Here is a 24178-nt window from a genome sequence, read left to right as displayed (position 1 = left end):
ATTTTACAGGGGGTCTATAGGAATGACGTCCGTCGTCATCCGTCATCCGTCACCTCGCATGGTGGTTCACTGCTGACGGGCTGACCCACGGGAAGTAGCCCCGCCGGTCTTTTTTCTCGGATCGCGTCCAGCCGATTTGCGTCAAAACCTCGGCTATACGGTTCTGCTCTTGTCTCTTGACGCTGCCCATGTTCAGCCCGATGGCATCTGTGGCCACCTGCTTGATGAGGATCTGGTTCTTGCCCCGCAGGTAGTCAGATATAGGCTCAAGCCACACATCGGGATCGTATCGCGCTTCTTGCTCAGGGGTGATGTGCTGGCGCTCGAATGTCCGGTCTGGCCACCATTGCTCCCCCCGGCGATACCGCTCGACCGCCTCTGCAAACAATTGGTCGCGATCCGATGCAAGGCGAGCGGTGTCTATAGATTTGACCTTGAGCGGCCAAAACCGCCGCCCACCTGTTGCATCCTTGAGGTAGCGAGTGCTGTTCGTTGTTCCGATGAACACGCACTGGCGTGGCTCGGTTACTTCAAGGCGCGCGTGGCTCGGTCGATAACGTTCCACCGGACGCGTGATGTATTCCTTGATCCGGGTCGCGTCAGCGCGGTTCAAAGCTTCGAGTTCGGCTACCTCAATCAGCCATTTGTTTCTGAGGTGCTGTGAAGCGTCCTTGTGCGAAACATCCGGCAAGCCATCTGAAAAGTATGTGCCGCCAATGATGCTACACGCTGTAGATTTGCAGAGCCCCTGCGCGCCCTCCAGGATCAGCATGTAGTCGGCTTTGCATCCGGGCTTGTAGATCCGAGCCACCATGCTGATGAAGAACATGGTGAGAATAGAAGCTGCGTAATCGGACTGCTCAACGCCGAAGTATGCGGCGGCGGCGTATTTCAACCGCTCACGGCCATCCCACGATAATGCGCCGAGGTATTCACGCACCGGATGAAAGCGGCGCTTGTCCGCGTGTGCGGCAATAGCCTGAAGCACCACGTCTTTTCCAATGCGGGTCAATCCATCCTTCTGCATGGCAACCTGCACTTCGGTGGCGTCGTTCTCGGTAAGGGGATGTTGCTCGATTGCCTTGCCGGCTGACGTTTGAACAACTGAGACCTCGCGCGCCATCTCATCATAACGAAAGCGATCGGACGCGCACTGACCTAGCCAAACGAGCGCATTCGCCACGTTGGGAATTGGCTTACCAGTGTCAGTGCACAAACAGTTTTCTTTGAGAAACTTTCGTCTTTTGCTCATGCCGCCGCACACCCCCGGCGGTCGTCGGCGCCAGCGCTACGAATGCGGCCCGTCAGCATGCCACCCGCGCGAACGAGTTGCGCGCGATCGTCCATGAGCGACAGGACCCGCTCAACCATTCCGGCCGTGTCGATGTCTCGTTGTTCGACCTCAGCTATGAGCGCGTCGATCTCGGCGTTGATGTCGCGCACGCGGATGCGGAGTGCGCCGCGATAGCGAATGTCACGTTCGCGCGGCGTCCGTGCTTGCCCCGCGAACTGCGGCGGTCGGATGTGGATAGTCAAATTCCGCTCCTGCATTTTCTGCGGGAGCACTTGCATCGCGAGCGGCGAAGCGGTATGTAGAGAGTGTCATCGTCTACTGGCTCCCATGGATCGAATACCCCCTGGCAGGGGCGCGATACGCAGGACGCAACAAACAAATACGAGTACAACGAGCCCTTGAGCGTGCGACCGCTCGACGGGCTTTTATTTTATGCGGCCTGCGCCTTCCGCTTCCGCCGTGCAGCAGTGCGACGAATGCCAGCCTGATAGCGCCGGTTCTTCATGCGCTCTGCGATCCAAGCATCAACCTCGGCTTCAACCCATGCTGACCGCGAAGACGTCAACTCAACTTGGCGCGGGAACAGGTTCACCGCGATCATCGCGTAGATCGTCGAGCGACCAAGACCGGTGCGGCGAGCGACCTCTTTCAGCCGAATAAGTCGAGGCGGTGCTGACGTATTGCGAGCTGCGACAGCCCAGATATTGGCCGGGTGTTGACTTTGCTCATCTAGTGCCGATGGCATCTTCATTCCTCCGCGATTTGCCGAGGTTCACCGTGCCTCATATCATTTTGGAAAGTGGCCGGACTTTCCAACGATTTTCTTTTAGAAATATACTTCTGCGCGTTCCGCACTGTTCTGTCGCAAACACCATATTTTTCGGCAACGAGTGCTGCGGCGGCAGTCTTCTTCGTGCCTTTGGCGATTTCCGCGGCGTAGTCTCGATACATCGCGTCCCAGAGAGCCATTTTGCTTGTCTCGTCTCCGTGGACAGCTTGATGACCTTGCCGTGCGCTTTCCAAAAGCTTTCTACCGCGCACTGAGTCTGGCTCAAGATTCAACAGGGCCCAGCATATGCCAGCGTAAAATGCGCTTGATGCCGCCTTGTCCGCGTCTCCGTCAGCTATAAACATTTCAGCCCAGTTCACACTGCAGAGGACAAGATCCGCATGCCCTTCTGGGGTATCTGTGAACTCAATTTCTTCAGGCCTCTCAACGGTCAACATGATTTCTTCGCAGCGCGTCACAGCGCTTTGCGAAGCCGTCCCAAAAGAACCGAGTTGAACAATCCGTTCTTCCCAACTTCGTTCGCCATCAGCGAGTTCATTTATTGCGCTGTTCTGGGGTTCGATTCCTTCGCTACGAGCCTCAAATTCCACCGGGCACGCGGCTACTTCAGTGGCGCTTTGATCGACCGCTTTTTCTTCTGCCAACAACTGTTGGCGCCGCACTACCCATTTGGGTTCGGCCATTAAGTCAGCATCCGTCATCCTGCCGCCCTCAACTGCCGCACGTTATCCGCCGTCGCCGCGGGCCGCGTGCAATAGCTCGACCACGCTTCCATCAACTTCCGGCGCTTCTCCAAAAGATCGCCGCGTTGATACGCTGCTTCGGTCTTGTCCTTGAGAACGTGCGCCAAGGCGGCCTCGGCAATCTCTCGCGGAAAGTTTGTCTGCTCTGCGCACCAGTCACGGAATGAGCTGCGGAAGCCGTGCACGGTCAGCCCCTTCCCACGCATTTCTCGCAGAAGCTCAAGCATCGCCATATTCGATAACCCCGCACCTTCTTTCCCACCGGGAAAGATAAAAGGTTCGTTTTTTACGCAAGGCAGGTTGGTCAGCAGAGTCATCGCAGGCTTTGACAATGGAACACGGTGTTGGCGTCCTGATTTCGTTCGTTCGCCGGGGATGGACCAAAGCTGTTCCGTCAGGTCGATCTCGTCCCAACGCGCCCCTGTCACCTCCCCAGTGCGGCAGGCGGTGAAGATCGCGAACTGCAGCGCCTTGCCAGAAAAGCCCGGTCGATCACGCAGCTCGCCTATAAACGACGCCACATCCGCGTAAGGCATCGCAGCCATGTGCTTGACCCGGCGAACCTTGGTCTTTGCCGGCAAAAGCTTATCGAGACACCCACGCCAGCGAGCGGGATTGTCGCCAGTTCGGTGCCCACGGACTGTTGCCCAGTCGAGAATTGCCTCGACACGACCTCGAACTCGGCTCGCCGTTTCGGTCTTTGCGAGCCAGATCGGTTCGAGCACATTGGTGATGTGGCCAATCCCGATGTCGGCCACCGTCAGTCCGCCAATGATAGGGTAGGCATAAAGCTTAAGTGTTGCCTCCCATTGGTCCGCGTGCTTCGTGTTCTTCCATCCAGCCTTGTGAGCCGCGATGTACTTTTCGGCGGCATCTTTGAACGTCGTGCGCTTCGCCGCATCGGCCTTTGCCGCGCGTTGCACATCCATTCTCAAATCAATGGGATCTATGCCATCAAGGAGCGCCTGCCGAGCCTTCCTGGCACGCTCGCGCGCCTCTGCTAGGGAAAGCGTGTGCAACGGGCCGAGCCCCATGTGCCTCGCGCGGCCGTTCCGCATATATCGGAAGATCCAAGACTTTGTGCCCCACTCGGAGACTTGGAGGTAAAGTCCATGACCGTCAGCATAACGCCCCGAGTCTTTGATCTTTGAGACCGTCATCGCGGTCAGCCTGTTTGAAGCCCTCATTATCCGCCGAACCACCTAGCCTTCAGCTTGCCTACAAATCAGTGGGCGGATTCTGCGGGACAAATACGGAAAGGTCCAGACACGCGCGCTAACGATTCACCGTTGTATATTAGCGGGTTACTGGACGGCTTTAGATGCCTTCAGAGCGCCAAAGAAAGGCCTCCGTCTCCGCCATTCATCATTCAGAAAAACATGTTTTAGATCTGGCTCTTAGGGCATCGAGCGTCCGTGAGACGCGGTCTGATGACTAGGCGGCTGTCAGACAGCATCTCCACCCCACAAGCGCTCGTTTTCCATATTGCATTGAGCCCGCCGGGCCGCCTCACGACCCTCGAATTATCTCAAACCTTTTGAGTACCGCTGCGGGAAATAGCCGAGCCGGGCATCGCCCGCGCTATCGTATCGGCGTCGAAGCCGAACAGGAAAGGTTTGGCGGAAATGTTGTTGGCGCGGAGAACTCTGGCTCCGAGTGAGTGCCACAGACCCATTGGAGAAAACAGTCGGAGGGCGCCCCGAAAACCAAGCTTTGCCCGCAGATTAGCTTGTGATGCTGGCGGTCCCTACGGGAGTCGAACCCGTCTTTTCAGATTGAAAATCTGACGTCCTAACCGATAGACGAAGGGACCGCAGGCGCATGGGTATAGGGGTGATTTGCCGTTCGCGCAAGCAACACTCGGGCGCGGCGAAACGGCCCGGGTCTGCGTCCGCTGCTTTGTCCACATAATACCGCCCGGCGACCGGCTAACCCTCGGAGATAACGTCGTTTCTTCAGTCATGTCCCGCGGCGGCACGATCTCAGCGACGGCGAGGTCACGATGATGACCGATACTTCTATGCGTCATTGCTCAGCGAAGACGATGACGTTCGGCGCGACGGAGCCAGCTCGCAGCAGCGCTATCAGGACGCTGGTGGACAACAGACTGGATCCGGCATCGAAAGCTCACTGGGCACTTGGTGCAGCCGTTCTGAAACGCTTCGGAACGGTGTCGACATTTTTTGGCGTCGGTACGGCTGGAACAGCAGGACCGGGGGGCTTACCCGGTGAGGGAGGTGCAGGTGGCGTCCCGTCGGACTTTGGTCAAGGTGGCAATGGCGGCGGCGGTGCAGGCGGCGCCGGCACTCTCGTCACCGGAAGTGGCGGAGCAAATAGCAATACGGGCTTCATTCAGGGTGGCAAGGCAATGGAGGCGCTGCGGGTGCAGCCCCTGAGCCTGCAAGCGCCAGTGGCGGCGGCGCCGGTAACGGCATCATCTTTTCCGGAAACAACAGCACATTCCTCAACGCGCAAACCGGAACGGTGGCTGGAGGCAACGGCGGCGATGCCCCTCCCTATTCCAGTCAGCAGCGGCGGATCAGGCGGTTACGAGATCACGGAGTGAATGGTCTTGCCATCACCAACCACGGCACCATTCAAGGTGGCAACGGTGGATGGGCTGATGCGACTGGCACAGGCACCGTTGGAGCGGGCGGCTATGGCATCTACGGCGGCAGCCTGAGCATTGTGAATTCCGGCACGATCGGGGGCGGCCTCGATGGTGAAGACGTCGTACGCAGCGACGCGATCTATTTCGCAGGAGGCACCAAGCGGCTGGAGCTGTGGGCGGGCTGGAACATCATCGGCGATGTGAACTCCGCAGTATCGACCAACACGCTGGCGCTTGGCGTCTGCACAAACAGCAGCTTCGATGTTTCACTTCTGGGAACGCAACTCAACGACTTCCAGACGTTCGAAAAGGTCGGCACCAGCACGTGGGTGCTGAGCGCATCGAACAGTGCCTTCACCGGGGATACGTTGGTTTATGAAGGCACCTTGCAGGCAGGTCAGTATAACGCGTTTATGATAGCTTCGCCGACCACGGTGATGTCGGGTGGAACGCTCGACCTTAATGGCTTCGATCAATATATCCTCGATCTGACCAACGCAGGTGTCGTCTCGATGGGCGCATGGACGCACTACACTCCGAGTAACGCTTACGTCGACGCGCTGCTGTTAGGATCGTGATACGATATTGACGCCAAATCCAACCGCATCGACAAGCTCACCACCGACGGCGGCGCCTTCGGTGCTTCGCTTGAAGGTGGTTATCCGGTTTACACCGGGCTGGGTGGCTTCAGCATCGAACCGCAGGCGCAGCTCGCCTATCAGACTGTCAATCTCAACAACGGTTCGGATGTCGCAGCACAGGTGCACTTCGACAACGTCAACTCGCTGGTGGGTCGCATCGGCGTCCGCTTCGCACAGGACTTCGGCGCACCGACATGGCTGACGGGCGAACCGTCGACGTTCACGGCGTGGGTGCGGCCCAACTTCTGGTACGAGTTCCTCGGTGATCCGAAGACGAAGTTTTCATCCGCCACCGGCTTCATTCCGTTTGCGGCCGACATGGGCGGCACGACATTCGAGATCAACACCGGCTTCTCAACCGACATCGGCGACGGCGCTGCGATCTACGCCAACGCATCCTATCTTGTCGGCATCGGCGAGCACGCCGACGGCAACGCCTACGACGGTAAACTCGGCGTCAAAGTTGCTTGGTGATCGGGTGGCATCAATCAAAAGCCGCCCACGTGACATGGCAAGCGCGATAAGCGAAAACACGAAAGGGGCCTGTTACGGCCCCTTTCTAGCAACATGCGGCACACGGCGTGTTTCGCGCCCAACCTGCCTGCGTACGCTCGGCTTACTTGAGCGACACCGGATGATGGTCAGAACGTCCACCAAAGCGATAGTTTACGCCAAGACGAACGACATCGACTTCATGCTCAAGCGTCTTGGTGCCGATCACAACGCCCGACGGTGCTGTGCCCAGATTATAGCCTTCGCTGTCGAAGTCGTAGCGGAGGTATTCAGCGCGGAGCGACCAGTTTTCGGTGATCGCGGTTTCAACGCCCGCGCCATAGACCCAACCGGTTTCAGTCTCGGATTTGCTGAGGTTGTACTGTCCTGCAGTGGCGCAATGCGTTCCAGCCAATGCGCCAGCTGGGCACGTCTGATTGTGCTCCGAGCGGTTCCATGCCCAACCGGCGGTGCCGTAAATCAGCCAGTTGCCAGAAGCGAAGCCAAGGCGGCCGCGAATGCTGCCGAAACCGGACAGTTCGTGATCCTGCGTGATGAAATTGCCGTCGCGGGCGGTTTCCGCCATGTGCGTGAACGAATAATCGGCTTCAACGCCCAGCACGATGTTGTTGATCTGGTGATTGTAGCCAACCTGGCCACCGACCAAGCCACCCTCAAGATCAGGGCGCGGAGCTCCCGTCGGATGTGCAGGGGTGCCCGGATAGTCGGTATCTGCCCAACCGTAGCCGCCATGAGCGCCGAGATAGAGGCCGGACCAATTATGATCCTGGGCAACCGCAGGGGATGCAGCGAGAATGGCCGCAAATGCGGCACCACAAATGCCTGAACGCAACATACGCAACTCCCAACACAACACTAAACTAGACTTCTTCCATAATCCTGTTCGCCCTCAGCGGAGACAACCTGATTCGACGGCTGCCGTCCGCTCAGGGATGCCGACTGTGTTTGTCAGGGCACTGCATCTTGTGGTTGCTTGACGCGATTTTGCTCCATCAAGGGTAGCGTCGCCAACTGCTCACCTGTTCCGAAGCCTGGAATCTATGGGATGCAAGCATCGCGCGCGGCGACAACAGGCAGCGGCGCACAAGGGGCGATATCGCAATGTAATCATCGCGACGCGATACACTATTGGTGCTACGCGCGCTCAAGCATGCATGATCGCAGCGCTCAAACGGTCCGCACCGCAGCAGCGCTCTCAGCCCTGACGGCGTGGATCAGCGACGTCGTCAATATGCACTTCCAGCTTGTCGCGACCGTTGAACGACGAACGCTTGACGCTGCCCGCCACGTGCAACGGCAGACCGCCTGATCCCAGCAGCATGTCGCCGAGCGGTTGCCCCGCAGCCCGGAATGCGATGGCTTCGAGCTTGGAGCCGTCGGCCGACTGCAGCACGCAGCGCACGTGCGCCTCACCGACGATCTTCGCGAACTTCACGTTGACGGCGGGAAACGCAAAGCGCGGCGTGGGATTGCCCTGACCGTATGGCCCGACGCGCCCAATAAGATCGATCAACTCGTCAGTTACACCGCCCGGCGTCAGCGCGCCGTCAATCTGCAACGCATCGCGCGCGCGCGCCTCGGTCACGCTGCCCTGCAAGCGTTCCTGCAGAAACGCTTCCAGCACGGCGATATTTTCGCGCGCTACGGTGAGGCCAGCGGCCATCGAATGACCGCCGCCCTTGATCAGATGGCCTGCGGCTACAGCCGCGCGCACTGCACCGCCGATGTCCGCACCGGGCAGCGACCTCAACGAGCCGGTCCCCTCGCCGCCCGTTTCATCGCCCCAGGCGATGACGCACGACGGCAAGCGAAATTTTTCAGTCAGACGACTGGCCACAAGGCCGACCACACCTTTGTGCCAGGTGTGCGATCCGACCAGCAGCACGGCCGCATCCGGCTGCTGCATGAGCTTGGCTTCAGCCGCACCCAGCGCTTCCTCGAGCATCTGCTTTTCGAGATCGCGCCGCTCCTTGTTGAGACGGTCGAGCAACGCCGCGATGCGCGCAGCATCCGCTTCATCATCTCCGGCAAGCAACCGCGATCCCAACGCTGCATCGCCGATACGGCCACCGGCATTGATGCGCGGGCCGAGAATGAAACCGAGATGATAGGGTGTCGGTGGCTCGTTCAGCCCCGCAGCGTCGATCAGCGCGCGCAGGCCGATGTTCTTGCGCCAGCGCATCACCTGCAGCCCTTGCGTGACGTAAGCGCGATTGAGACCGACAAGCGGAACGACGTCCGCAATCGTTGCCAGCGCCACGAGATCGATCTCGCCCATCAGATCCGGCGGCGCGATTTCGCCGTAAAATCCGCGCTGACGCAATTCGCGCGTCGCCGCCACCAGAACCATGAAACAAACACCGGCCGCGCACAGATGACCGAGGCCGGACACATCGTCCTGCCGGTTCGGGTTGACCACCGCGCATGCGATGGGGAGCTCTTCGTCGGCCTGATGGTGATCGATGATGACGACATCGCAGCCGAGCTCAGCGGCGCGCGCCAGCGGCTCGCGGCTGGTGGTGCCGCAGTCAACAGTGATGATGAGCTGCGCGCCTTCCTTCACCAGTGTCTCGATGGCCGCGGGATTGGGTCCGTAGCCTTCAAACAGGCGGTCCGGAATGTAGATGCGTGGCTGCAAACCGTGATGGCTGAGAAAACGCGCAACGAGCGCCGACGAAGATGCGCCGTCCACATCATAATCGCCGAAGATGGCGACGCGCTGCCCTTTCACGACAGCGTCGGCAATGCGGGCAGCAGCGGCGTCCATGTCGCGCACGGTGCTGGGATCGGGCATCAACGCCTTGAGCGTTGGATTGAGCACGACCGGCACGTCGTCGACTGCAACACCGCGCGCAGCCAGCATGCGGCCGAGCAACTCCGGCAGACCGTGACGCTGGCTGATGGTGGTGGCGCGCAGATGCGCATCGGGTGTCAGCCGTTCGCGCCACGTAAAACCACGGGCCGAAGACGCAATACCAAGAAACGGGGCCGCGAATTCTGCATCGGTTTCCCGCTGTTTCAGCGCCGTAGCCATTGACCGCCCCCGGATGATTTTGATTCGTCCACCAGCGAAGTTGATCACCCTGCTCCCGCGTTGGCGATAGGAAGCGAGACTTTTCAACAGGTGTGGATAGAGACTTCATTTGCACCGGCGACTCCCCTACGGGGAGCCGGCCGCCGGTGATTGTCCTTATTGCACCGGCGCCGCCAGCGCGTTTTAAGTTGGCGTTCGGAGACTCCCGTCCGGGGTGCCGGCCGTGGTTGTTTGTTGCGCTCGGCGACTCCGCTTCGCGGAGCCGGCCGCCGAGCGGGGCTCCCATCCTGCTGATCTAACTGCGGTAATGGCGCCAGAGCCGCAAAACAGTGCGATGCACCTCTTCCGGTTCCCGGTTGAACGGCTCAAGATTGATGCTGACGACGTTGGTGCTAGCCATCTTCCACGGCAGACGCATCAATGAGCGATAAAATGGCTGCTTGCGCCAGTCAGCAACGAGCGCGCTGGAAAGGCGTTCTTTCAGGCTTAGTTGCAGCTCGTGGATGGTGCTGGCGCGCACGGCAATTTCCACCAGCTCGATCCTGTCGATCGCGCGCCAGCGGATGAGGCCGAGCCCCTGAATGAAAATGCCATACTGGTTCGCGCCCATGGCCGGGCGGCGTTCAAGCAGCGGCACGTTGTAATAGGTGACACCGGCAGCGGCGACGGCGGGCACCAGCCAAAGGGTGGCCCCCGTTGCGATCCAGGCAGCGAACAGAACGGCCGCCAGCCCGGCAGCAACATAAACCGGCGTTTCGATTTCCTCACCGCCGTAGGTGATGGAGTAGCCGCCCACGTTGCGCTCGTCCACGCTGCACCTCCCCGGATCAGGTACACGTTTGCCGTGTGTGATCTTCAGGGAGGTAGCAGACTGCGGCAAGCCTCAACTTCAGGCATAGCGCCGCTGAAATTTAGGCACCGCCGGAGGTGTCGCGGCAGCGCGTATGGACGCGGCGAACCGTGCCCGTCTTCGAGCGCATGACGATAGACTCAACCTCGGCGAATTCGCCGTTGAAGCGCACGCCGTCGAGCAGCGAGCCATCGGTGACGCCAGCGGCAGAGAAGATGACGTCGCCTGACGCCATGTCCTCAAGCTTGAACTTGCGGTTGATGTCGGTGATGCCCATCGACGCCGCGCGCGTGCGCTCCTCATCGTTGGCCGGCATCAGACGGCCCTGGATCTGGCCGCCAATGCAGCGCAGCGCGGCAGCAGCCAGCACGCCTTCCGGGGCGCCGCCCGAGCCGAGATAAATGTCGATGCCGGTTTCTTCCGGATCGGTGGTCCAGATCACGCCCGCGATGTCGCCATCGGGAATGAGCTGCACCGCAGCGCCGGCAGCGCGCACAGCCGCAATCAGCTCGGCGTGGCGTGGCCGATCCAGAATGCAGGCCGTGATGCCCGAAACCGGCACGCCCTTGGCCTTGGCCAGCGCGTTGATGTTGTCGGCGGGCGAAGCGTCGAGGTCGACCAGGTCGGGCGCATAGCCGGGGCCGATGGCGATCTTGTTCATGTACATATCGGGTGCATGCAGCAGGCCGCCGCGCTCCGACATCGCAAGCACCGCGAGCGCATTCGGCATCGCCTTGGCGCAGATGGTAGTGCCTTCTAGCGGATCGACGGCGATATCAACCTCGGGGCCTTCGCCCGAGCCGACCTTCTCGCCGATGTAGAGCATCGGCGCTTCGTCCATCTCGCCTTCGCCGATCACGACGGTGCCGCGAATGCTGAGCCGCGCCAGCTCGCGCCGCATCGCATCGACCGCAGCCTTGTCGGCCGCTTTCTCCGCCCCGCGTCCGCGCAGGCGCGCCGCTGCAATCGCCGCCGCCTCGGTGACGCGTGTCACCTCCAGCACCAGCACTCGATCAAGCCCAGAATTGCCGACGGGCTCCGCCATAGTTCAAATCCTCACACAGTCGCGTTGCCACTGAACCGCGCGCCTGCCGGAGCGCGGAAAAAACCGTTAGCCGAGCTTTTCGATCCGGATGACCTGCGGACGCTCGGACACCTTACCATCCTGTTCGATCGCCTCCACCGCCTGGCGGATAGCCTCTTCGGTGGTCTCGTGGGTGATGATGCGCACAGGCGCCGGTGCGCCACGCACCTTGGTGCGGGCTTCTGCACCCGGCACGCCAGCACGCATCTGCCCTTGCACCATGCTTTCAATCGAGATGTCGCGGTCGCCCATGTGCTTGGCGATAGCCGCCATCGTGCCTGGCCGGTCGTAAACCGATAGACGCACGTAGTAAGCGCCCTGATGTGAACCCAGCTTCGAGCGCACGCATGGCGTCAGGCTGGCAGCCTTGCGCATCAGCGGCGGCAGGATGATGCCGCGAGCGATGTCGACAATGTCGCCGGCAACCGACGACGCGGTGGCCTTGCCGCCCGCGCCGGGACCGACCAGCAGCAGGCTGCCGCAGAAGTCGGAATCGATGGCGACGCCGTTGGTCGCGCCCCACACTTCGGCGATGGCGGATTCTTCCGGCACCATGGCCGGATTAACGCGCATCTCGATGCCGCTATCGGTCTGCGTCGCGACGCCCAGCAGCTTGATGCAGTAGCCCATGTCCTCGGCCGCTTCGATGTCGGCGTCGGTGATGGACTGGATACCTTCGACATCGATTTCGTCGAAGTTGATCTCGGTTCCGAACGCGAGACTGGCGAGAATGGCAAGCTTGTGCGCGGTGTCAAAACCGCCGATGTCGAACGTCGGATCGGCTTCCGCGTAGCCCAGGTCCTGCGCCTCCTTCAACGCATCCGCGAACGAGCGCTTCTCGTCCGTCATCGTCGAAAGGATGTAGTTGCAGGTGCCGTTGAGAATGCCGTAAACGCGGCGCACGCTGTTGGCCGCCAGCGACTCCCGCAGCGTCTTGATGACGGGAATGCCCCCAGCAACCGCCGCCTCGAAGTTCAGCGCAACGCCCTTTTCCTCGGCCAGCTGCGCCAGCGCAACGCCGTGCTTGGCAAGCAGCGCCTTGTTGGCGGTGACGACATGCTTGCCGGCGTTGAGCGCGGCTTCGACCGCTTCCTTCGCTACGCCGTCCTCGCCGCCGATCAGTTCGACGAACACGTCGATGGCGGGATCGCGCGCCAGCGCAATCGGATCATCGAACCAGGTGACACCGGCGGTTTCCGTAATCGCCCGATGCTTGTCCTTCGAGCGTGCGGAAACAGCGACAACGTCAACCGTGCTGCCCAGATTGGCGAGACGGTCGCGATGGGTGGCAAGCAATTCGATGAGACTGGTGCCGACTGTGCCAAGGCCGGCCACGCCTAGTTTCAGTGATTTTGTCATTGGATTGCCGCGAACTAACGGCTCGCGTTCTGTTGAATCGGAAACTCGTTATGCCCGCTTTCACCCGGCTGGGCGAGGAACTTTTTGAGATTGCGGGCCGCCTGACGGATGCGATGCTCGTTCTCAACCAGCGCGATGCGGACGAAACCTTCGCCGTATTCGCCAAAACCAAGGCCCGGGGCGACGGCGATCTCAGCCTTTTCGATGAGCAGCTTGGCGAACTCGACCGAGCCAAGCTCCTTGAACGGTTCGGGCACCGGCGCCCACGCGAACATGGTGGCGGGCGGCGGCGGAATATCCCAACCGGCACGGCCGAAGGATTCCACCAGACAATCGCGGCGGCTGTGATAGGTGGCGCGGATCTCTTCGACGCAATCCTGCGGGCCGTTGAGCGCAGCGGCAGCAGCCACCTGGATCGGCGTGAAGGCGCCATAGTCGAGATAGGACTTCATGCGCGCGAGCGCGGCAATCAGGCGTTCATTGCCAACCGCGAAGCCCATGCGCCAGCCGGGCATGTTGTAGGTCTTCGACAGCGAGGTGAACTCAACCGTGATGTCCATCGCGCCCGGCACCTGCAGCACCGATGGCGGCGGATTACCGTCGAAATAAATCTCGGTGTAGGCGATGTCCGACAGGATGATCAGGCCCAGACGCTTCGCCAGCGCGACCGCATCCTTGTAGAAATCAAGGTCGGCCACCATCGCCGTCGGGTTCGACGGATACGACAGCACCAGCGCCAGCGGCTTGGGGATCGTGTGCACGCACGCGTGCTCAACCTGGCGCAGAAACTCTTCGCCTGTCCCGGCCTTCAGGTGGCGCATCGCGGCGCCCGACAGCAGGAAGCCGAATTCGTGGATGGGATAGGTCGGGTTCGGAACCAGAATGACGTCGCCCGGCGCGGTGATGGCCTGCGCCATGGTGGCGAAGCCTTCCTTCGATCCGAGCGTGGCCACCACCTGCGTCTCAGGATCGAGCTTCACGCCGAAGCGGCGCTCGTAATAGGCGGCCTGAGCGCGGCGAAGCCCTGGAATGCCCTTGGAGGCGGAATAGCGGTGAGTGCGGGGACGCGCCACTGTCTCGACCAGCTTGTCGACGATGTGCTGCGGCGTCGGCAGATCGGGGTTTCCCATACCGAGATCAATAATGTCGGCGCCCCGTGCACGGGCGGCCGCCTTCAACCTATTGACCTCGGCAAACACATAGGGTGGCAAGCGTTTGATACGGTGAAAGTCCTCGTGCACAGGACGCCTCTCGGTCGGGCCGGATCGCTTGGAACAATCGGCGATTTCAAATGATGTTCGCGTGTTTACGCCCTCGCGCCACCCTCCGTCCAGAGCCGACGGCAACGCATGGGCCTCATCTGCACTATTGTTGGAGCACAGCGCGAATTTTAGGCGCGCCCAGCTTCAGCGACCTAATCCCACAGATAGAAACCTGTTTCCGGCCAGGAAGGTAAACTTCATCTCCCGCAAGTGGCCGTCTCCCTGGCCGCTCCCCGTAACCTGCATGCGCCTACCTGCCTGCCAGCAAGCTGAGCGATCTATTCATGCCCCTCGATTTCGCGCACCGCGTCGCTCGCGTGATTGTTGCCCTTGCGGTTCAACGCTTCCACCGCCGCCTTCTGTTCCTGCTGGGAAAGCGATGGCGCGGACGCGCGCCTCAGGTCCGGTAGCGGCGTGGTGCTGCCAGCACATGCGGCCAGACTGAGGCACATTCCGAACGAAACGGCCACACCGGTAGCCGCGCCCAGAATGCGCCTCCCGGCGCTGCGCTGCGGACGTGCCGACCGGACTGAAGCGCACGCAGGTGCGAAAAGGCCGCGTTGCGACATCCTGGGCAGCCCGTACGGCATCCGGCCTCCAAATGCTTATTTCTGCTGCGAGATTACGTGATTCTGATCGTGAACAGCAGAGGCCGCCACGGTCGCAGTTTGTCCACACGTTCAAGTGACACTAGCCGCGCAATGTCGCAAAACATTGGCATAGGATAGATGGCCAACAAGTGCGGCCGCAGTTAATTTTCAAAGGGTTCAATGACCAAGACTAGGCAGGAGCCTCCGAAAGCCGGACCTGACGGCCAGCAATCGCCATATCCAGCGGTGAACGCTGAGGAGCTGTCCCGCAACCTGCTGCGCCTTTTCGAACAGGGTGGCCATGTGCTGGCCGAGTTCATCGAACGCGACGACGCAAAGATGGGCCCCTATTCGGCAGCCTCGGAAATGACCGAGGCAACCACCACCATGACCGAGTTGACCCAGCAGTGGATGTCCGACCCGGCGAATTTTGCGCAGGCTCAGAGCAAGCTGCTGCAGTCCTACGCGCAGCTGTGGAACAACACCGTGATGCGGATGTTCGGCGAGACGGTGAAGCCGGTGGCCGAGCCCGATCCCGGCGATAACCGTTTCAAGCATCCTGAATGGTCGCAAAACCCCTACTTCGACTTCTGGAAGCAGGCGTATCTGCTCACCGCGCGGTGGGCTGATGACATGCTGCTGAACACCGAAGGGCTGGAGGGCAAGGATCGCCAGCGCGCAGAGTTTTATATGCGTCAGGTGACGAGCGCGCTGTCGCCGTCGAACTTTCCGCTGACCAATCCGGAAGTGCTGCACGAAACGCTGGCGACCAACGCCGAAAACCTCGTGCAGGGCATGACACTGCTGGCCGAGGACATGAAGAAGTCCGGCGATCTGCTCAAGATCAGCCAGACGGACGCGACGGCGTTCGAGGTGGGACGCAATCTGGCGACCACACCGGGCAAGGTCGTCTATCAGAACGACATCCTGCAGCTCATCCAGTACACGCCGACCACGGATCAGGTGCGCGAAATTCCGCTGCTGATTGCGCCGCCGTGGATCAACAAGTTCTATGTGCTGGATCTCACGCCGGCCAAGAGCCTCATCAAGTATCTCGTCGATCAGGGCTTCACTGTTTTCGTCATCTCGTGGGTGAACCCGGATGCCACGCTCGCGCACAAGTCCTTCGAGGACTACATGCAGGAAGGCATCCTGAGCGCGACCGATGCCGTGAAACGCGAGACCGGCGTCGATAAGATCAACGTCACCGGTTACTGCGTCGGTGGCACGCTACTGGCCACAACGCTCTCCTATCTGGCGACGCGCGGCGAAGATCTGTTCAATTCCGCCAGCTTCCTCACGACGCAGATCGACTTCACCTTTGCGGGTGACCTGCTGCTGTTCACCGATGAAGAACAGCTTGAATCGCTGAACGAGCTGATGACCGAGCGCGGTTATCTTGACGGCTCGCGCATGGCCAACGTGTTCAACATGCTGCGCCCGCGCGATCTGATCTGGCCGTACATCGTCAACAACTACCTGCTGGGCAAGAAGCCGTTCCCGTTCGACCTGCTGTTCTGGAACCAGGATTCGACCCGGATGGCGCCGGTCAACCACAACTTCTATCTGCGCGAGTTCTACAACGAGAACCGGCTGGCGAAAGGCCAGCTTTCCGTTGCCGGAACGCGTCTGGATGTCGGCAAGGTGAAAATCCCGGTGTTCGAACTGGCCGCTAAGGAAGACCATATCGCGCCCGCCAAGTCTGTATATGCGGGGTCGCTGCTGCTGGGCGGTGATGTGGAGTTTGTGCTGTCCGGGTCAGGCCACATCGCCGGCGTTATCAATCCGCCCGACAAGATGAAGTATCAGTACTGGACCGATGGCAAGCACGCCGACACGCTGGATGGCTGGCTGAAGACCGCTAAGGAGCATCCCGGTTCCTGGTGGCCCTATTGGTCAGAATGGCTGCATGAGCGTTCGGGCGACTGGACTGTGCCGCGCGAGCCGGGCGAAACGCTGGGTGCAATCGAAGACGCACCGGGCAGCTACGTGAAGGCAAAGACGTAACACGTCTTTGCCTCTCACTTTCCCCGCTGGGATGCGCGCACGTTCAGCGCGCATCTGCCGAAGCTACGCTACGCTAAGCCAGCCGCTCCGGCGCGACCTCCGCCATCAGAATATCAAGGTTGGTGCCGGTGCCGCCTTTGCTGGTTTCGGCTGAAACGGTGCGACTACGGCCCACTTCCTTCTGCGCCAGCGTGACGAAGCGACGGGCGGCATCGTGCGCGACGCAACACATGCGGGCACGGCGCTCCTTATCGGCAGCGGTAAAGGTGCCCGCGATCGCGTGGGCGACAAGGATCTGATCGAGAATTTCCGGGCGACGACCGCGATAGGCTTCGGGCTTGTCAGCCCCATGATCGCCTGCGGCCGCGTTCCTGAAGAACAACCGCCCCTGCTCCGCCAGCACCGACGTTTCGAAATAGATCTGGCGCAGCGCATCGCGCTCCATCTCAGGATCGATGGAGGCATGTCCCTGACAGATCAGGTTGAGCCGCTGCATGGCCGAGATGACCTGTTGCGACCAGCTCAACACTTCGCCGGTGCGAAGCGCGGTTTCCCTGCTGCGCCGCCACGCCACCATAAGGCCGATAGCGGCGATGATCGCGGAGACAAAACCGGCGACGGCTTCCCACATGTTCTGGCTGCCCTTTGCGATAGCGCTGGACTTATCACGGGCTCGCAATCCGAGCCGCGCAGACACTAGCGCCCAGCTCCAGACTTATTTGCGGCAGACAGCCAATGATCTCGATCCAGCGCAACGGACAACCGAACACATTCCGATAGGGATGCGTCAGTGCTTCTTGATCCACTCGCGAGCAAGGCGCTGTGCGCGGGAGATCTGCACTTTCGTCATCTCGCGTGAGATCTCAAGCCGATAGCGCTTGGCGTCGTCGTTGCCGCGCATGGCAGCAAGGTTGAACCATTTGTGCGCTTCGATGAGATCGAGCTTTACATCCCGGCCTACGCAATACCTAAGGCCGAGTTGGAAAAAAGCATCCGGCGCTGCTGCGTAATCGGTGCTTTCCTCAAATCCGTGGTTTCTCAGTTCCAGCCGTGCCATTTCGTGTCCCGCCCGTACTCATTACATTTCGGACGACGCCGCTTTTGTTGCTTATCCCGGCGTCTCGATAACCATGATCGAGGATGGCAGGCAGGGGATGAAAACTGGTAAATGGCGGGCGCCATATAGGTAAACGGCGCCGTTCAAATGCGCCCCAAGCTGGCGCAAACGGATCGGTTTCGCTCAAGCGGAAAGCAAGCGTTCACCGTCACGGTTACCTGCGGTAAACCATAACCGAAAGTTGCTTGTTAGCTATAGCGACCTGGGTCTTGGAAGCGGCCACCTCATCAGGCGGCCGCTCTCCCTCTCAATCAGACCGTCAGCACGATTGAGCCGGTGGTGCTGCGCGATTCCAGATCGCGGTGGGCCTCCGCAACATCACGCAGCGGATAGGTGCGCGAGATGTTCGGCCGGATCGCGCCGCTGGCTATCATTTCGAACAGCTCATTGGCGTTGGCGAGAAGGTCGGCGCGGGTGGCCGTGTATGCCATCACTGACGGCCGGGTGGCGAACAGCGATCCTTTGGCTGACAGCAGGCCGATGTCGAACGGCGGCACCGGGCCGGAAGCATTGCCGAAGCTGACCCACAGGCCCTTCGGCTTCAGGCAGTCGAGCGACGCCGGGAACGTATCCTTGCCGATGCTGTCGTAGACGACATCGCAGCCCTGCCCGCCGGTCAACTCACGCACGCGCGTGACGAAGTCTTCGGTCCGGTAGTTGATCACGTGCGTGCAGCCGGCGGCCTTGGCCAGCTCCATTTTTTCCGGCGAGCCAACGGTGCCGATCATGGTGGCACCCAGCGCCTTCGCCCACTGGCAGGCAATGAGGCCCACACCACCCGCAGCGGCATGGAACAGCAGTACCGTCGAGGCCGAGACGCGATAGGTCTCGCGCAGCAGGTAACGCGCGGTCATACCCTGCAGCATCACCGACGCCGCCGTCTCGAAGCTGACATCGTCCGGCAGCTTCACCAGCCGATCGGCCGGGATCAGGCGCTCCTCGGCGTAGGCGCCCGGCACACCGGCATAGGCGACGCGAGCGCCAACGGCCACGTCCGTCACCCCTGGCCCCACCGCCGCCACGACACCCGCACCCTCCATGCCAATGATGGCCGGGAACGATGCCAGCGGATAAAGCCCCATGCGATGGTAGACATCGATGTAGTTGAGGCCCACCGCCCGCTGATCCAACAGCGCCTCACCCGGCCCCGGCGCGCCGACCGCGATTGCCTCCCAGGAGAACACCTCCGGACCGCCATTTGCGTGGATACGGATCGCGTGTGCCATGGGAACGCCTTTCGCTGTTGCCGCCGCGCATCGAATTCGCCTTGACGCGGCCATGGTGGCCTTCTACGGGCTTTAACCGTGCGCCGACAAGGGACCAAGAATGAATCTCGACCGACGCCGGAGGTTTCCGGTTCTGCTCATCGTTTTTGTGCCCCTCGCGCCGGTCGGCTGCACCGGCCCTAACGTCACCACCGGAGGCGCCAGTTCCGGCCTGACCTGCGTTGACGATTCGAGCGACTGCATCGCCAAGCGGCAGCGCACCTTGCGCCATCTCGTCGATGACCATGATCGCGCCTGGCTGCGAGCTCCTGCTCCGCCCGAAGCCTATGCTTCCGGCGTGCGCCTGTTTGCGCTCAAGAGCAAAAAGAAAGAGCTTTCCTGCGAAGAGCTTGCCCACGGCAAGAACGAGGCCGACCGCGCGCCGGGTGTGCTGCGCGGCGCCAACAACCTGACACCGGCACAGGTCTCGCGCGGCATGATGCTGGCCACCGAGGTATCGCGCGAACTGGGCGCCGAAATGAAGCGCCGCTGCCGCCGCGGTTGATGGCCTTGGGGTTGAGTCGCGCGTCGGGCGGCACTAATTGCTCGTCTTGCGCATTGGCCAATCTGTCCACGCCACGCGCGACCCTCGCGCCGATAACAACGGGACCACGCCATGACCGACAGCCTCGTCGAATCGATCGTTTCCATAGTGCGGCAGGGTCAGGGCTGGGCCATACCGATTGCGTTTCTCGTCGCCTTCGGTGAATCGCTCTGCTTCCTCTCCATCGTGTGGCCGGGCTGGGCCATCCTCACCGCACTGGCCTTTCTGCTGGCCGCCAGCGGCGTCGGCTCCAGCGTTCTGCTGTGGAGTGTTGTAGCGGCAGGGTTGGGCGGCGTAGCGGGCTACTCCGTGTCGTACTGGATCGGCCTATACTTCAAGGACACCATCCCGAACGTCTGGCCGTTCAAGAACAACCCGACGCTCATTCCACGCGGCGAAGCGTTTTTCGAAGAGCACGGACTGTGGAGCGTGTTCCTTGGCCACTTCGTCGGCCCGGTGCGCGCGGTGATCCCGGTGGTGGCGGGCATGTTTGCCATGCCGCAGATTCCGTTTCAGATCGCCAATGTCGCGAGCGCCTTCATCTGGGCCATCTGGGTCATCCTGTGGCCGGTGCTGTTCGTCGCCTATCAGGACACGATCTTCGCCTTCATGCGCGACCATGAGTGGCTGATCGCGGCGATCATGTTCGCCGTTGCCTTTGCCGGCGCAATTCCAATGGCGTCGCTAGTTATTCCAATGATGGTGGTGTTCGCCTTCATCGGCGGCCTGCACCTTTATGCGGGCGGTTCGTTCCTGCCCATTTTCCTTGCGGGTGCCGCCGGTGCTCTCGCCGCCGACCTGTTCTTCCATCGTGCCGGCGCGACATCACGGGGCGAACTTTCCGACGCCTGGTACATCAACGACGGCGGCAAAGGCGTTGCGGCGGCGCGCAGCTTCCTGCGCCAGAATGGCGTACTCGGCGTCATCACCAGCAAGGCACTGGGTACGCGTCGGGCAACTGTCCCGATTGCTGCGGGCGTTGAGAACATGCCGCTGGCGAGCTTCATCCCGCTGAGCGTGGTGTCAGCGGCACTGTGGTCCGCTGCTCTGCTGGTGCCGGGATTGATCGCGCGCGCCATGTTCGCCGGCTAGCAAGCGGGCCTTAAGCCGGGTCTTTGCTGATGACGGCGTAAACCGCATAGCCACGATAGAGCTGGTTACACTGAACGCTCAAACCCGGCTGAGCGGCGATATGTGCAAGCTCATCGGCCAGCGCATCGCGCGGCGTTACTGAAAAGTGCGCCAGCCAACGCCGCAAACCGCGCTTGAACCAGCCCGGCAACCCAGCCTGATCGCCAAAATCCACCAGTAACAACTGGCCGCCCGGTGCCAGCGCCTGCAACGCCTGCTGCAACGCTTCACGCCACGGCGGGATCATCGACACCGCATAGGAAATGAAGATGCGGTCGAACGCTTCAACACCAAACAGCTGGACGGCGGAGAAGCTGGTTGCATCCCCGTGCGCAATCTGGATGCGGCCATCAAGCCCGGCGCCGTTGATTGAAGCCTGCGCCGTTTTCAGCATCGCCGCGGAGATATCGAAGCCATAGAAGTGCGCATCGGGATAGGCCCGGGCTGCGGCGATGAGATTACGTCCGGTACCGCATGCTACTTCCAGCACCGCGCCATCGGCTGGCGGGCGCAATTCGGCAATCAGACGATCGCGCCCCAGCAGATAATACTTGCGCGTCGCATCGTAGATGTAGCGCTGACGCCGGTAGATGGCATCCATGTGCGCACTGGCAGATGATCCCGAAGCCGGCCGAGCCACGCGCTATTCCTCAGGCGTTGAGCGTATAAAGGTGGAAGCCGCCGTATATCGACGAGCGATCCTTTTCCGTCAGCGCACGGCCATAATCGCGATCGTAGCTGAAGCGCGAAAGGATTGCGTCGGGCACGCGGCCCGGCAGGATGGTTTCTTCGCCGGCGGTGCGAAAAATCACACGGGCGCCGGGGCGTCCGGTGCGCACGATCTCGCTCCACAGCGCACCCAGTTGCTCGTCGGTCATCCAGTCCTGGGCATCGAGCAGCACGTAAGCATCGCATGAAGCAGCAGGTGATGCCGCCAGATGCTCGGTGAACGAGGCATGCACGACGTTGAGATCCGATGCGCGGCGGCGCAGTTTCTCAAAGCCCTGACGATGCAGATAGGGCGGCAGCGGTGCATCGGCAGCGGTTGAATAGCGGCGGCCGAAAGCCTGCCACGCAAAGTAATTTTGCTTAAGGTCGAAGCCGCACGCCAGCCGCTCCAGCCGCGCGCGCAACACATCCGCCATGCTGTCGGCGCCACCCTTCAGCGCATCGAACTGCGACGGCGGGATGCCCAGACCGAACAGCGCCGACGGCTTGTCCAGCAGCCAGCGGATATGACGCTTCTCGAACAACGGCGCCAGTTCGCTATCGAACAGCGCGCGTTGCTCCGCCATGGATTTGGCTTCAAGTACCCGGCGCGGATCTTTGCCGTGCAGTCGCGCCAGCTTGTGGCCTGCAGCGATGAAGTTCCCAAGCAGACCATGCCGGTAGAAGTTGGTGGCGAAATACCGGATGCGCTGACGTCCCAGGCGATCGCGCGATTCCCAATATTTCCGCGTCTGCGGATCGAGGTGATCGCGTAGATAGTCGAAGTATGCCTCGACGTTGTCTTTGCTATCGGCATCGACAAAGAAGCTGCGGAAGGCGTCATAGTCCGGCAGATAGCGCAACGCGGCGAGCTTCAGCCGGTTAAGGGCGACGTGCGCGGGATTGAGATCGATTGCCGTTACCAGCACCGGCACAGTGGCCAGATAGCTGAACACATTGCAGCCGCCCGAAGCGATCGCGACCAGATGCTCGTCCTCGCGCAGATTGAGCGCTTCAAGATCGACAATCGGATCTTCCCAGATCTGGGGATAGACGAGACCGCTGAACGCCAGCGTGAAGAGACGCTCCTGAAGGCCCTGCCGCGTTACAGCGCGGTGCCGGTGCACCGCCTGCCGCAGCCGCTGGTTGCGTCCACGCCGCAGCCCATTGTCACCGCGCGCTACGGCATCCTCACCCACAGCCATGCTGGTCGATCCCTCGCCGTTAATCAAAGCCCGCAGGCTGATCCCATTGGCCCCGCCGCGCCCAAAGCTATGGGCTGGAATGCGGGGGGCGTTGGCGTCCGGCTAAGGGACTCATGTTGCAGTTTTATGTCGCCCAATTCGGCGGCAGCCCTTGCGTCAGCGCGAAAGATGACCTAGGAAGCGCCCTTCGCGCTTGAAATGGCCGTACCGGCTCTGAGAGCGTTAATCCAATTCTGTGAAGGGCGCGCGCGCCCCAATTCGGTGAACGCCATGAGCAGCAGCAGCAAACGCAGCCTCCGCAACGTTGAAACCCGCAAGAAAAAGGCTCGTCGGGCTATTCCGCGCGCCACGATCACGCGCACCCAGGGCAACACTGCCGGTGGCCGCACGCGTCTGAAGAAGCTGGCCGGCCTGCGTCGCGGTGCCGCGGCGGCTTCCGCCCAGGCCTGATCAGTCGGAAAACCGGCTTATCAGCAATGACGGATTTCGAAAGGGACGCTTTATGCGTCCCTTTTTTGTTTCCTGTTCGTGTCGGCATGCAATCGCCACTAATGCGGTTGCAACATCCGCCCATACCGGCCTGCCCTGTTCCTCTCGCTCGCAATCGGGATGCAACGGATGACACGCATTGCCCCATACGATCCTGAGCGTTTCACCTCGGCGATAACGCACTACATCGCCGGACGCCCCCAATATTCGCCACGCCTGCTCGCAAAACTCGCCGCGGAAGCGCACCTTGGGCCGCAATCGCGCGTGCTGGATTTGGGATGCGGCCCCGGAACGCTGGCCATTCCCTTCCGCCGCTACTGCGGCACGCTCATCGCCATGGATATCGATCCTGCGATGATCGCCGCTGCCCGGCGCGCGGCCCACGATAGCGGTGTAACCATCGACCTCCGTGTCGGCTCGTCGTTCGATCTCGACACCTCGCTGGCGCCGCTTGACCTCGTCATCATGGGACGATCGTTTCACTGGATGGATCGTGCGGCAACGCTTGAGCGTTTGAACGAGTTGCTAGCACCCGGTGGCGCAATCGCGCTGCTCGAAACTGCGCTGCACAGCTACGGCGAAAATCACTGGCACACAATCTTCGAAGACATTCGCACACGCTACAGCAGGCTCGATGACTTCAATCGCTGGCGCAAGGGCGAAGCATTCGAGCGGCACACCAGCGTTCTGTTACGCAGCCAGTTCAGCGACGTTGAAAGCATGTCCACGTTTGATGTGCGCACGCCGGACATCGACGCGCTTGTTGCGCGGGCGCTGTCATTCTCGGCCAACTCTCCCGCAATTCTAGGCGATGACGCAGCTGCCTACGCAGCCGAGATGCGCGCCGGTCTGCTGGCGGCGTGTCCGGATGGTGTGTTTCCCGAAATTGTCGAGAGCACCGCGATAATTGCCCGCCGCCCCGCGACACCTTAAAGGGCGAT

At 61.2% G+C, this 24178-nt stretch carries 25 protein-coding genes and 1 tRNA gene; 8 read left to right on the top strand and 18 right to left on the bottom strand.

Annotation, left to right across the window (positions count from 1 at the left end; all coding sequences use genetic code 11):
- Positions 1–49 precede the first annotated feature (49 nt).
- The 6 genes from C6Y62_RS14590 to C6Y62_RS14565 form a co-directional block, all read right to left on the bottom strand.
- Positions 50–1252: a virulence-associated E family protein gene (locus C6Y62_RS14590; RefSeq protein ID WP_173954529.1), complete on the bottom strand. Its 1203-nt coding sequence runs from the start codon at positions 1250–1252 to the stop codon at positions 50–52.
- Positions 1249–1536 (bottom strand): hypothetical protein, encoded by a 288-nt coding sequence (locus C6Y62_RS14585; protein ID WP_173954528.1) that lies wholly within the window; start codon positions 1534–1536, stop codon positions 1249–1251. The genes C6Y62_RS14590 and C6Y62_RS14585 overlap by 4 nt, the downstream gene beginning before the upstream one ends.
- Positions 1537–1724: 188 nt before the next feature.
- Positions 1725–2039: a helix-turn-helix transcriptional regulator gene (locus C6Y62_RS14580; RefSeq protein ID WP_173954527.1), complete on the bottom strand. Its 315-nt coding sequence runs from the start codon at positions 2037–2039 to the stop codon at positions 1725–1727.
- A 2-nt stretch (positions 2040–2041) separates the two neighbouring features.
- Positions 2042–2785, bottom strand: coding sequence for a hypothetical protein (locus tag C6Y62_RS14575; protein WP_173954526.1), 744 nt, complete (start codon positions 2783–2785; stop codon positions 2042–2044).
- The gene (locus C6Y62_RS14570; protein ID WP_173954525.1) at positions 2782–3987 is read right to left on the bottom strand and encodes a tyrosine-type recombinase/integrase; all 1206 of its coding nucleotides are present in this window, start codon (positions 3985–3987) and stop codon (positions 2782–2784) included. Before C6Y62_RS14570 ends, C6Y62_RS14575 begins: the two co-directional genes overlap by 4 nt.
- Positions 3988–4565: 578 nt before the next feature.
- Positions 4566–4640 (bottom strand) — tRNA-Glu (locus tag C6Y62_RS14565).
- A 189-nt stretch (positions 4641–4829) separates the two neighbouring features.
- Between C6Y62_RS14565 and C6Y62_RS14560 the strand changes: the two genes are divergently transcribed.
- Genes C6Y62_RS14560 through C6Y62_RS14550 form a run of 3 tightly spaced genes read left to right on the top strand, consistent with a single transcriptional unit; the run spans position 4830 to position 6553 of the window.
- Positions 4830–5393: a hypothetical protein gene (locus C6Y62_RS14560; protein WP_173954524.1), complete on the top strand. Its 564-nt coding sequence runs from the start codon at positions 4830–4832 to the stop codon at positions 5391–5393.
- Positions 5390–6016 (top strand): autotransporter-associated beta strand repeat-containing protein, encoded by a 627-nt coding sequence (locus C6Y62_RS16780; RefSeq protein ID WP_173954523.1) that lies wholly within the window; start codon positions 5390–5392, stop codon positions 6014–6016. Before C6Y62_RS14560 ends, C6Y62_RS16780 begins: the two co-directional genes overlap by 4 nt.
- A gap of 6 nt (positions 6017–6022) precedes the next feature.
- Positions 6023–6553, top strand: coding sequence for an autotransporter domain-containing protein (locus tag C6Y62_RS14550; RefSeq protein WP_173954621.1), 531 nt, complete (start codon positions 6023–6025; stop codon positions 6551–6553).
- Between the two features lie 142 nt (positions 6554–6695).
- Here C6Y62_RS14550 and C6Y62_RS14545 read toward each other — a convergent pair whose 3' ends face one another.
- From C6Y62_RS14545 to C6Y62_RS14515, 7 genes are all read right to left on the bottom strand, one after another.
- Positions 6696–7427 (bottom strand): outer membrane protein, encoded by a 732-nt coding sequence (locus C6Y62_RS14545; RefSeq protein WP_173954522.1) that lies wholly within the window; start codon positions 7425–7427, stop codon positions 6696–6698.
- Between the two features lie 360 nt (positions 7428–7787).
- A complete protein-coding gene (gene recJ, locus C6Y62_RS14540) occupies positions 7788–9626 on the bottom strand; it encodes a single-stranded-DNA-specific exonuclease RecJ (RefSeq protein ID WP_173954521.1) in 1839 nt (612 codons plus the stop codon).
- Between the two features lie 295 nt (positions 9627–9921).
- Positions 9922–10437 (bottom strand): hypothetical protein, encoded by a 516-nt coding sequence (locus tag C6Y62_RS14535; protein ID WP_338074352.1) that lies wholly within the window; start codon positions 10435–10437, stop codon positions 9922–9924.
- 100 nt (positions 10438–10537) lie between these two features.
- Complete coding sequence (gene glpX, locus C6Y62_RS14530; RefSeq protein ID WP_068461701.1) at positions 10538–11521, bottom strand: class II fructose-bisphosphatase; 984 nt, start codon at positions 11519–11521, stop codon at positions 10538–10540.
- Positions 11522–11587: 66 nt separating this feature from the next.
- Entirely contained in the window at positions 11588–12919 is a 1332-nt protein-coding gene (locus tag C6Y62_RS14525) for a homoserine dehydrogenase (RefSeq protein WP_173954520.1), read from the bottom strand.
- A gap of 14 nt (positions 12920–12933) precedes the next feature.
- The gene (locus tag C6Y62_RS14520; protein WP_173954519.1) at positions 12934–14160 is read right to left on the bottom strand and encodes an LL-diaminopimelate aminotransferase; all 1227 of its coding nucleotides are present in this window, start codon (positions 14158–14160) and stop codon (positions 12934–12936) included.
- A 299-nt stretch (positions 14161–14459) separates the two neighbouring features.
- Positions 14460–14651: a hypothetical protein gene (locus C6Y62_RS14515; RefSeq protein WP_173954518.1), complete on the bottom strand. Its 192-nt coding sequence runs from the start codon at positions 14649–14651 to the stop codon at positions 14460–14462.
- A gap of 300 nt (positions 14652–14951) precedes the next feature.
- Here C6Y62_RS14515 and C6Y62_RS14510 point away from each other — a divergent pair, with 300 nt between their 5' ends.
- Complete coding sequence (locus C6Y62_RS14510) at positions 14952–16778, top strand: PHA/PHB synthase family protein (RefSeq protein ID WP_173954517.1); 1827 nt, start codon at positions 14952–14954, stop codon at positions 16776–16778.
- Between the two features lie 73 nt (positions 16779–16851).
- Here C6Y62_RS14510 and C6Y62_RS14505 read toward each other — a convergent pair whose 3' ends face one another.
- From C6Y62_RS14505 to C6Y62_RS14495, 3 genes are all read right to left on the bottom strand, one after another.
- Positions 16852–17475, bottom strand: coding sequence for a hypothetical protein (locus C6Y62_RS14505; RefSeq protein ID WP_173954516.1), 624 nt, complete (start codon positions 17473–17475; stop codon positions 16852–16854).
- A gap of 90 nt (positions 17476–17565) precedes the next feature.
- Positions 17566–17835, bottom strand: coding sequence for an SEL1-like repeat protein (locus C6Y62_RS14500; RefSeq protein ID WP_246274753.1), 270 nt, complete (start codon positions 17833–17835; stop codon positions 17566–17568).
- A 311-nt stretch (positions 17836–18146) separates the two neighbouring features.
- Complete coding sequence (locus C6Y62_RS14495; protein ID WP_173954515.1) at positions 18147–19121, bottom strand: quinone oxidoreductase family protein; 975 nt, start codon at positions 19119–19121, stop codon at positions 18147–18149.
- Between the two features lie 100 nt (positions 19122–19221).
- Here C6Y62_RS14495 and C6Y62_RS14490 point away from each other — a divergent pair, with 100 nt between their 5' ends.
- Positions 19222–19665, top strand: a complete 444-nt coding sequence (locus C6Y62_RS14490) for a hypothetical protein (RefSeq protein ID WP_068461712.1) — start codon at positions 19222–19224, stop codon at positions 19663–19665.
- Between the two features lie 111 nt (positions 19666–19776).
- Positions 19777–20796: a VTT domain-containing protein gene (locus C6Y62_RS14485; protein ID WP_173954514.1), complete on the top strand. Its 1020-nt coding sequence runs from the start codon at positions 19777–19779 to the stop codon at positions 20794–20796.
- A 10-nt stretch (positions 20797–20806) separates the two neighbouring features.
- On the opposite strand, the gene C6Y62_RS14480 is transcribed toward C6Y62_RS14485, so the two are convergent.
- Positions 20807–21475 (bottom strand): class I SAM-dependent methyltransferase, encoded by a 669-nt coding sequence (locus C6Y62_RS14480; RefSeq protein WP_338074351.1) that lies wholly within the window; start codon positions 21473–21475, stop codon positions 20807–20809.
- 10 nt (positions 21476–21485) lie between these two features.
- A complete protein-coding gene (locus tag C6Y62_RS14475; RefSeq protein ID WP_173954513.1) occupies positions 21486–22748 on the bottom strand; it encodes a BtaA family protein in 1263 nt (420 codons plus the stop codon).
- Between the two features lie 270 nt (positions 22749–23018).
- Here C6Y62_RS14475 and C6Y62_RS14470 point away from each other — a divergent pair, with 270 nt between their 5' ends.
- Positions 23019–23198: a hypothetical protein gene (locus C6Y62_RS14470; RefSeq protein WP_068461717.1), complete on the top strand. Its 180-nt coding sequence runs from the start codon at positions 23019–23021 to the stop codon at positions 23196–23198.
- A 168-nt stretch (positions 23199–23366) separates the two neighbouring features.
- Complete coding sequence (locus C6Y62_RS14465) at positions 23367–24170, top strand: class I SAM-dependent methyltransferase (protein WP_173954512.1); 804 nt, start codon at positions 23367–23369, stop codon at positions 24168–24170.
- Positions 24171–24178 lie beyond the last annotated feature (8 nt).

The sequence above is a fragment of the Hyphomicrobium sulfonivorans genome (genome assembly GCF_013306565.1).
Classification (GTDB): Bacteria; Pseudomonadota; Alphaproteobacteria; order Rhizobiales; family Hyphomicrobiaceae; genus Hyphomicrobium_A; species Hyphomicrobium_A sulfonivorans.
Note: the sequence above shows the minus strand (reverse complement) of the source record. Positions and strands in the feature narration are given on the sequence as shown.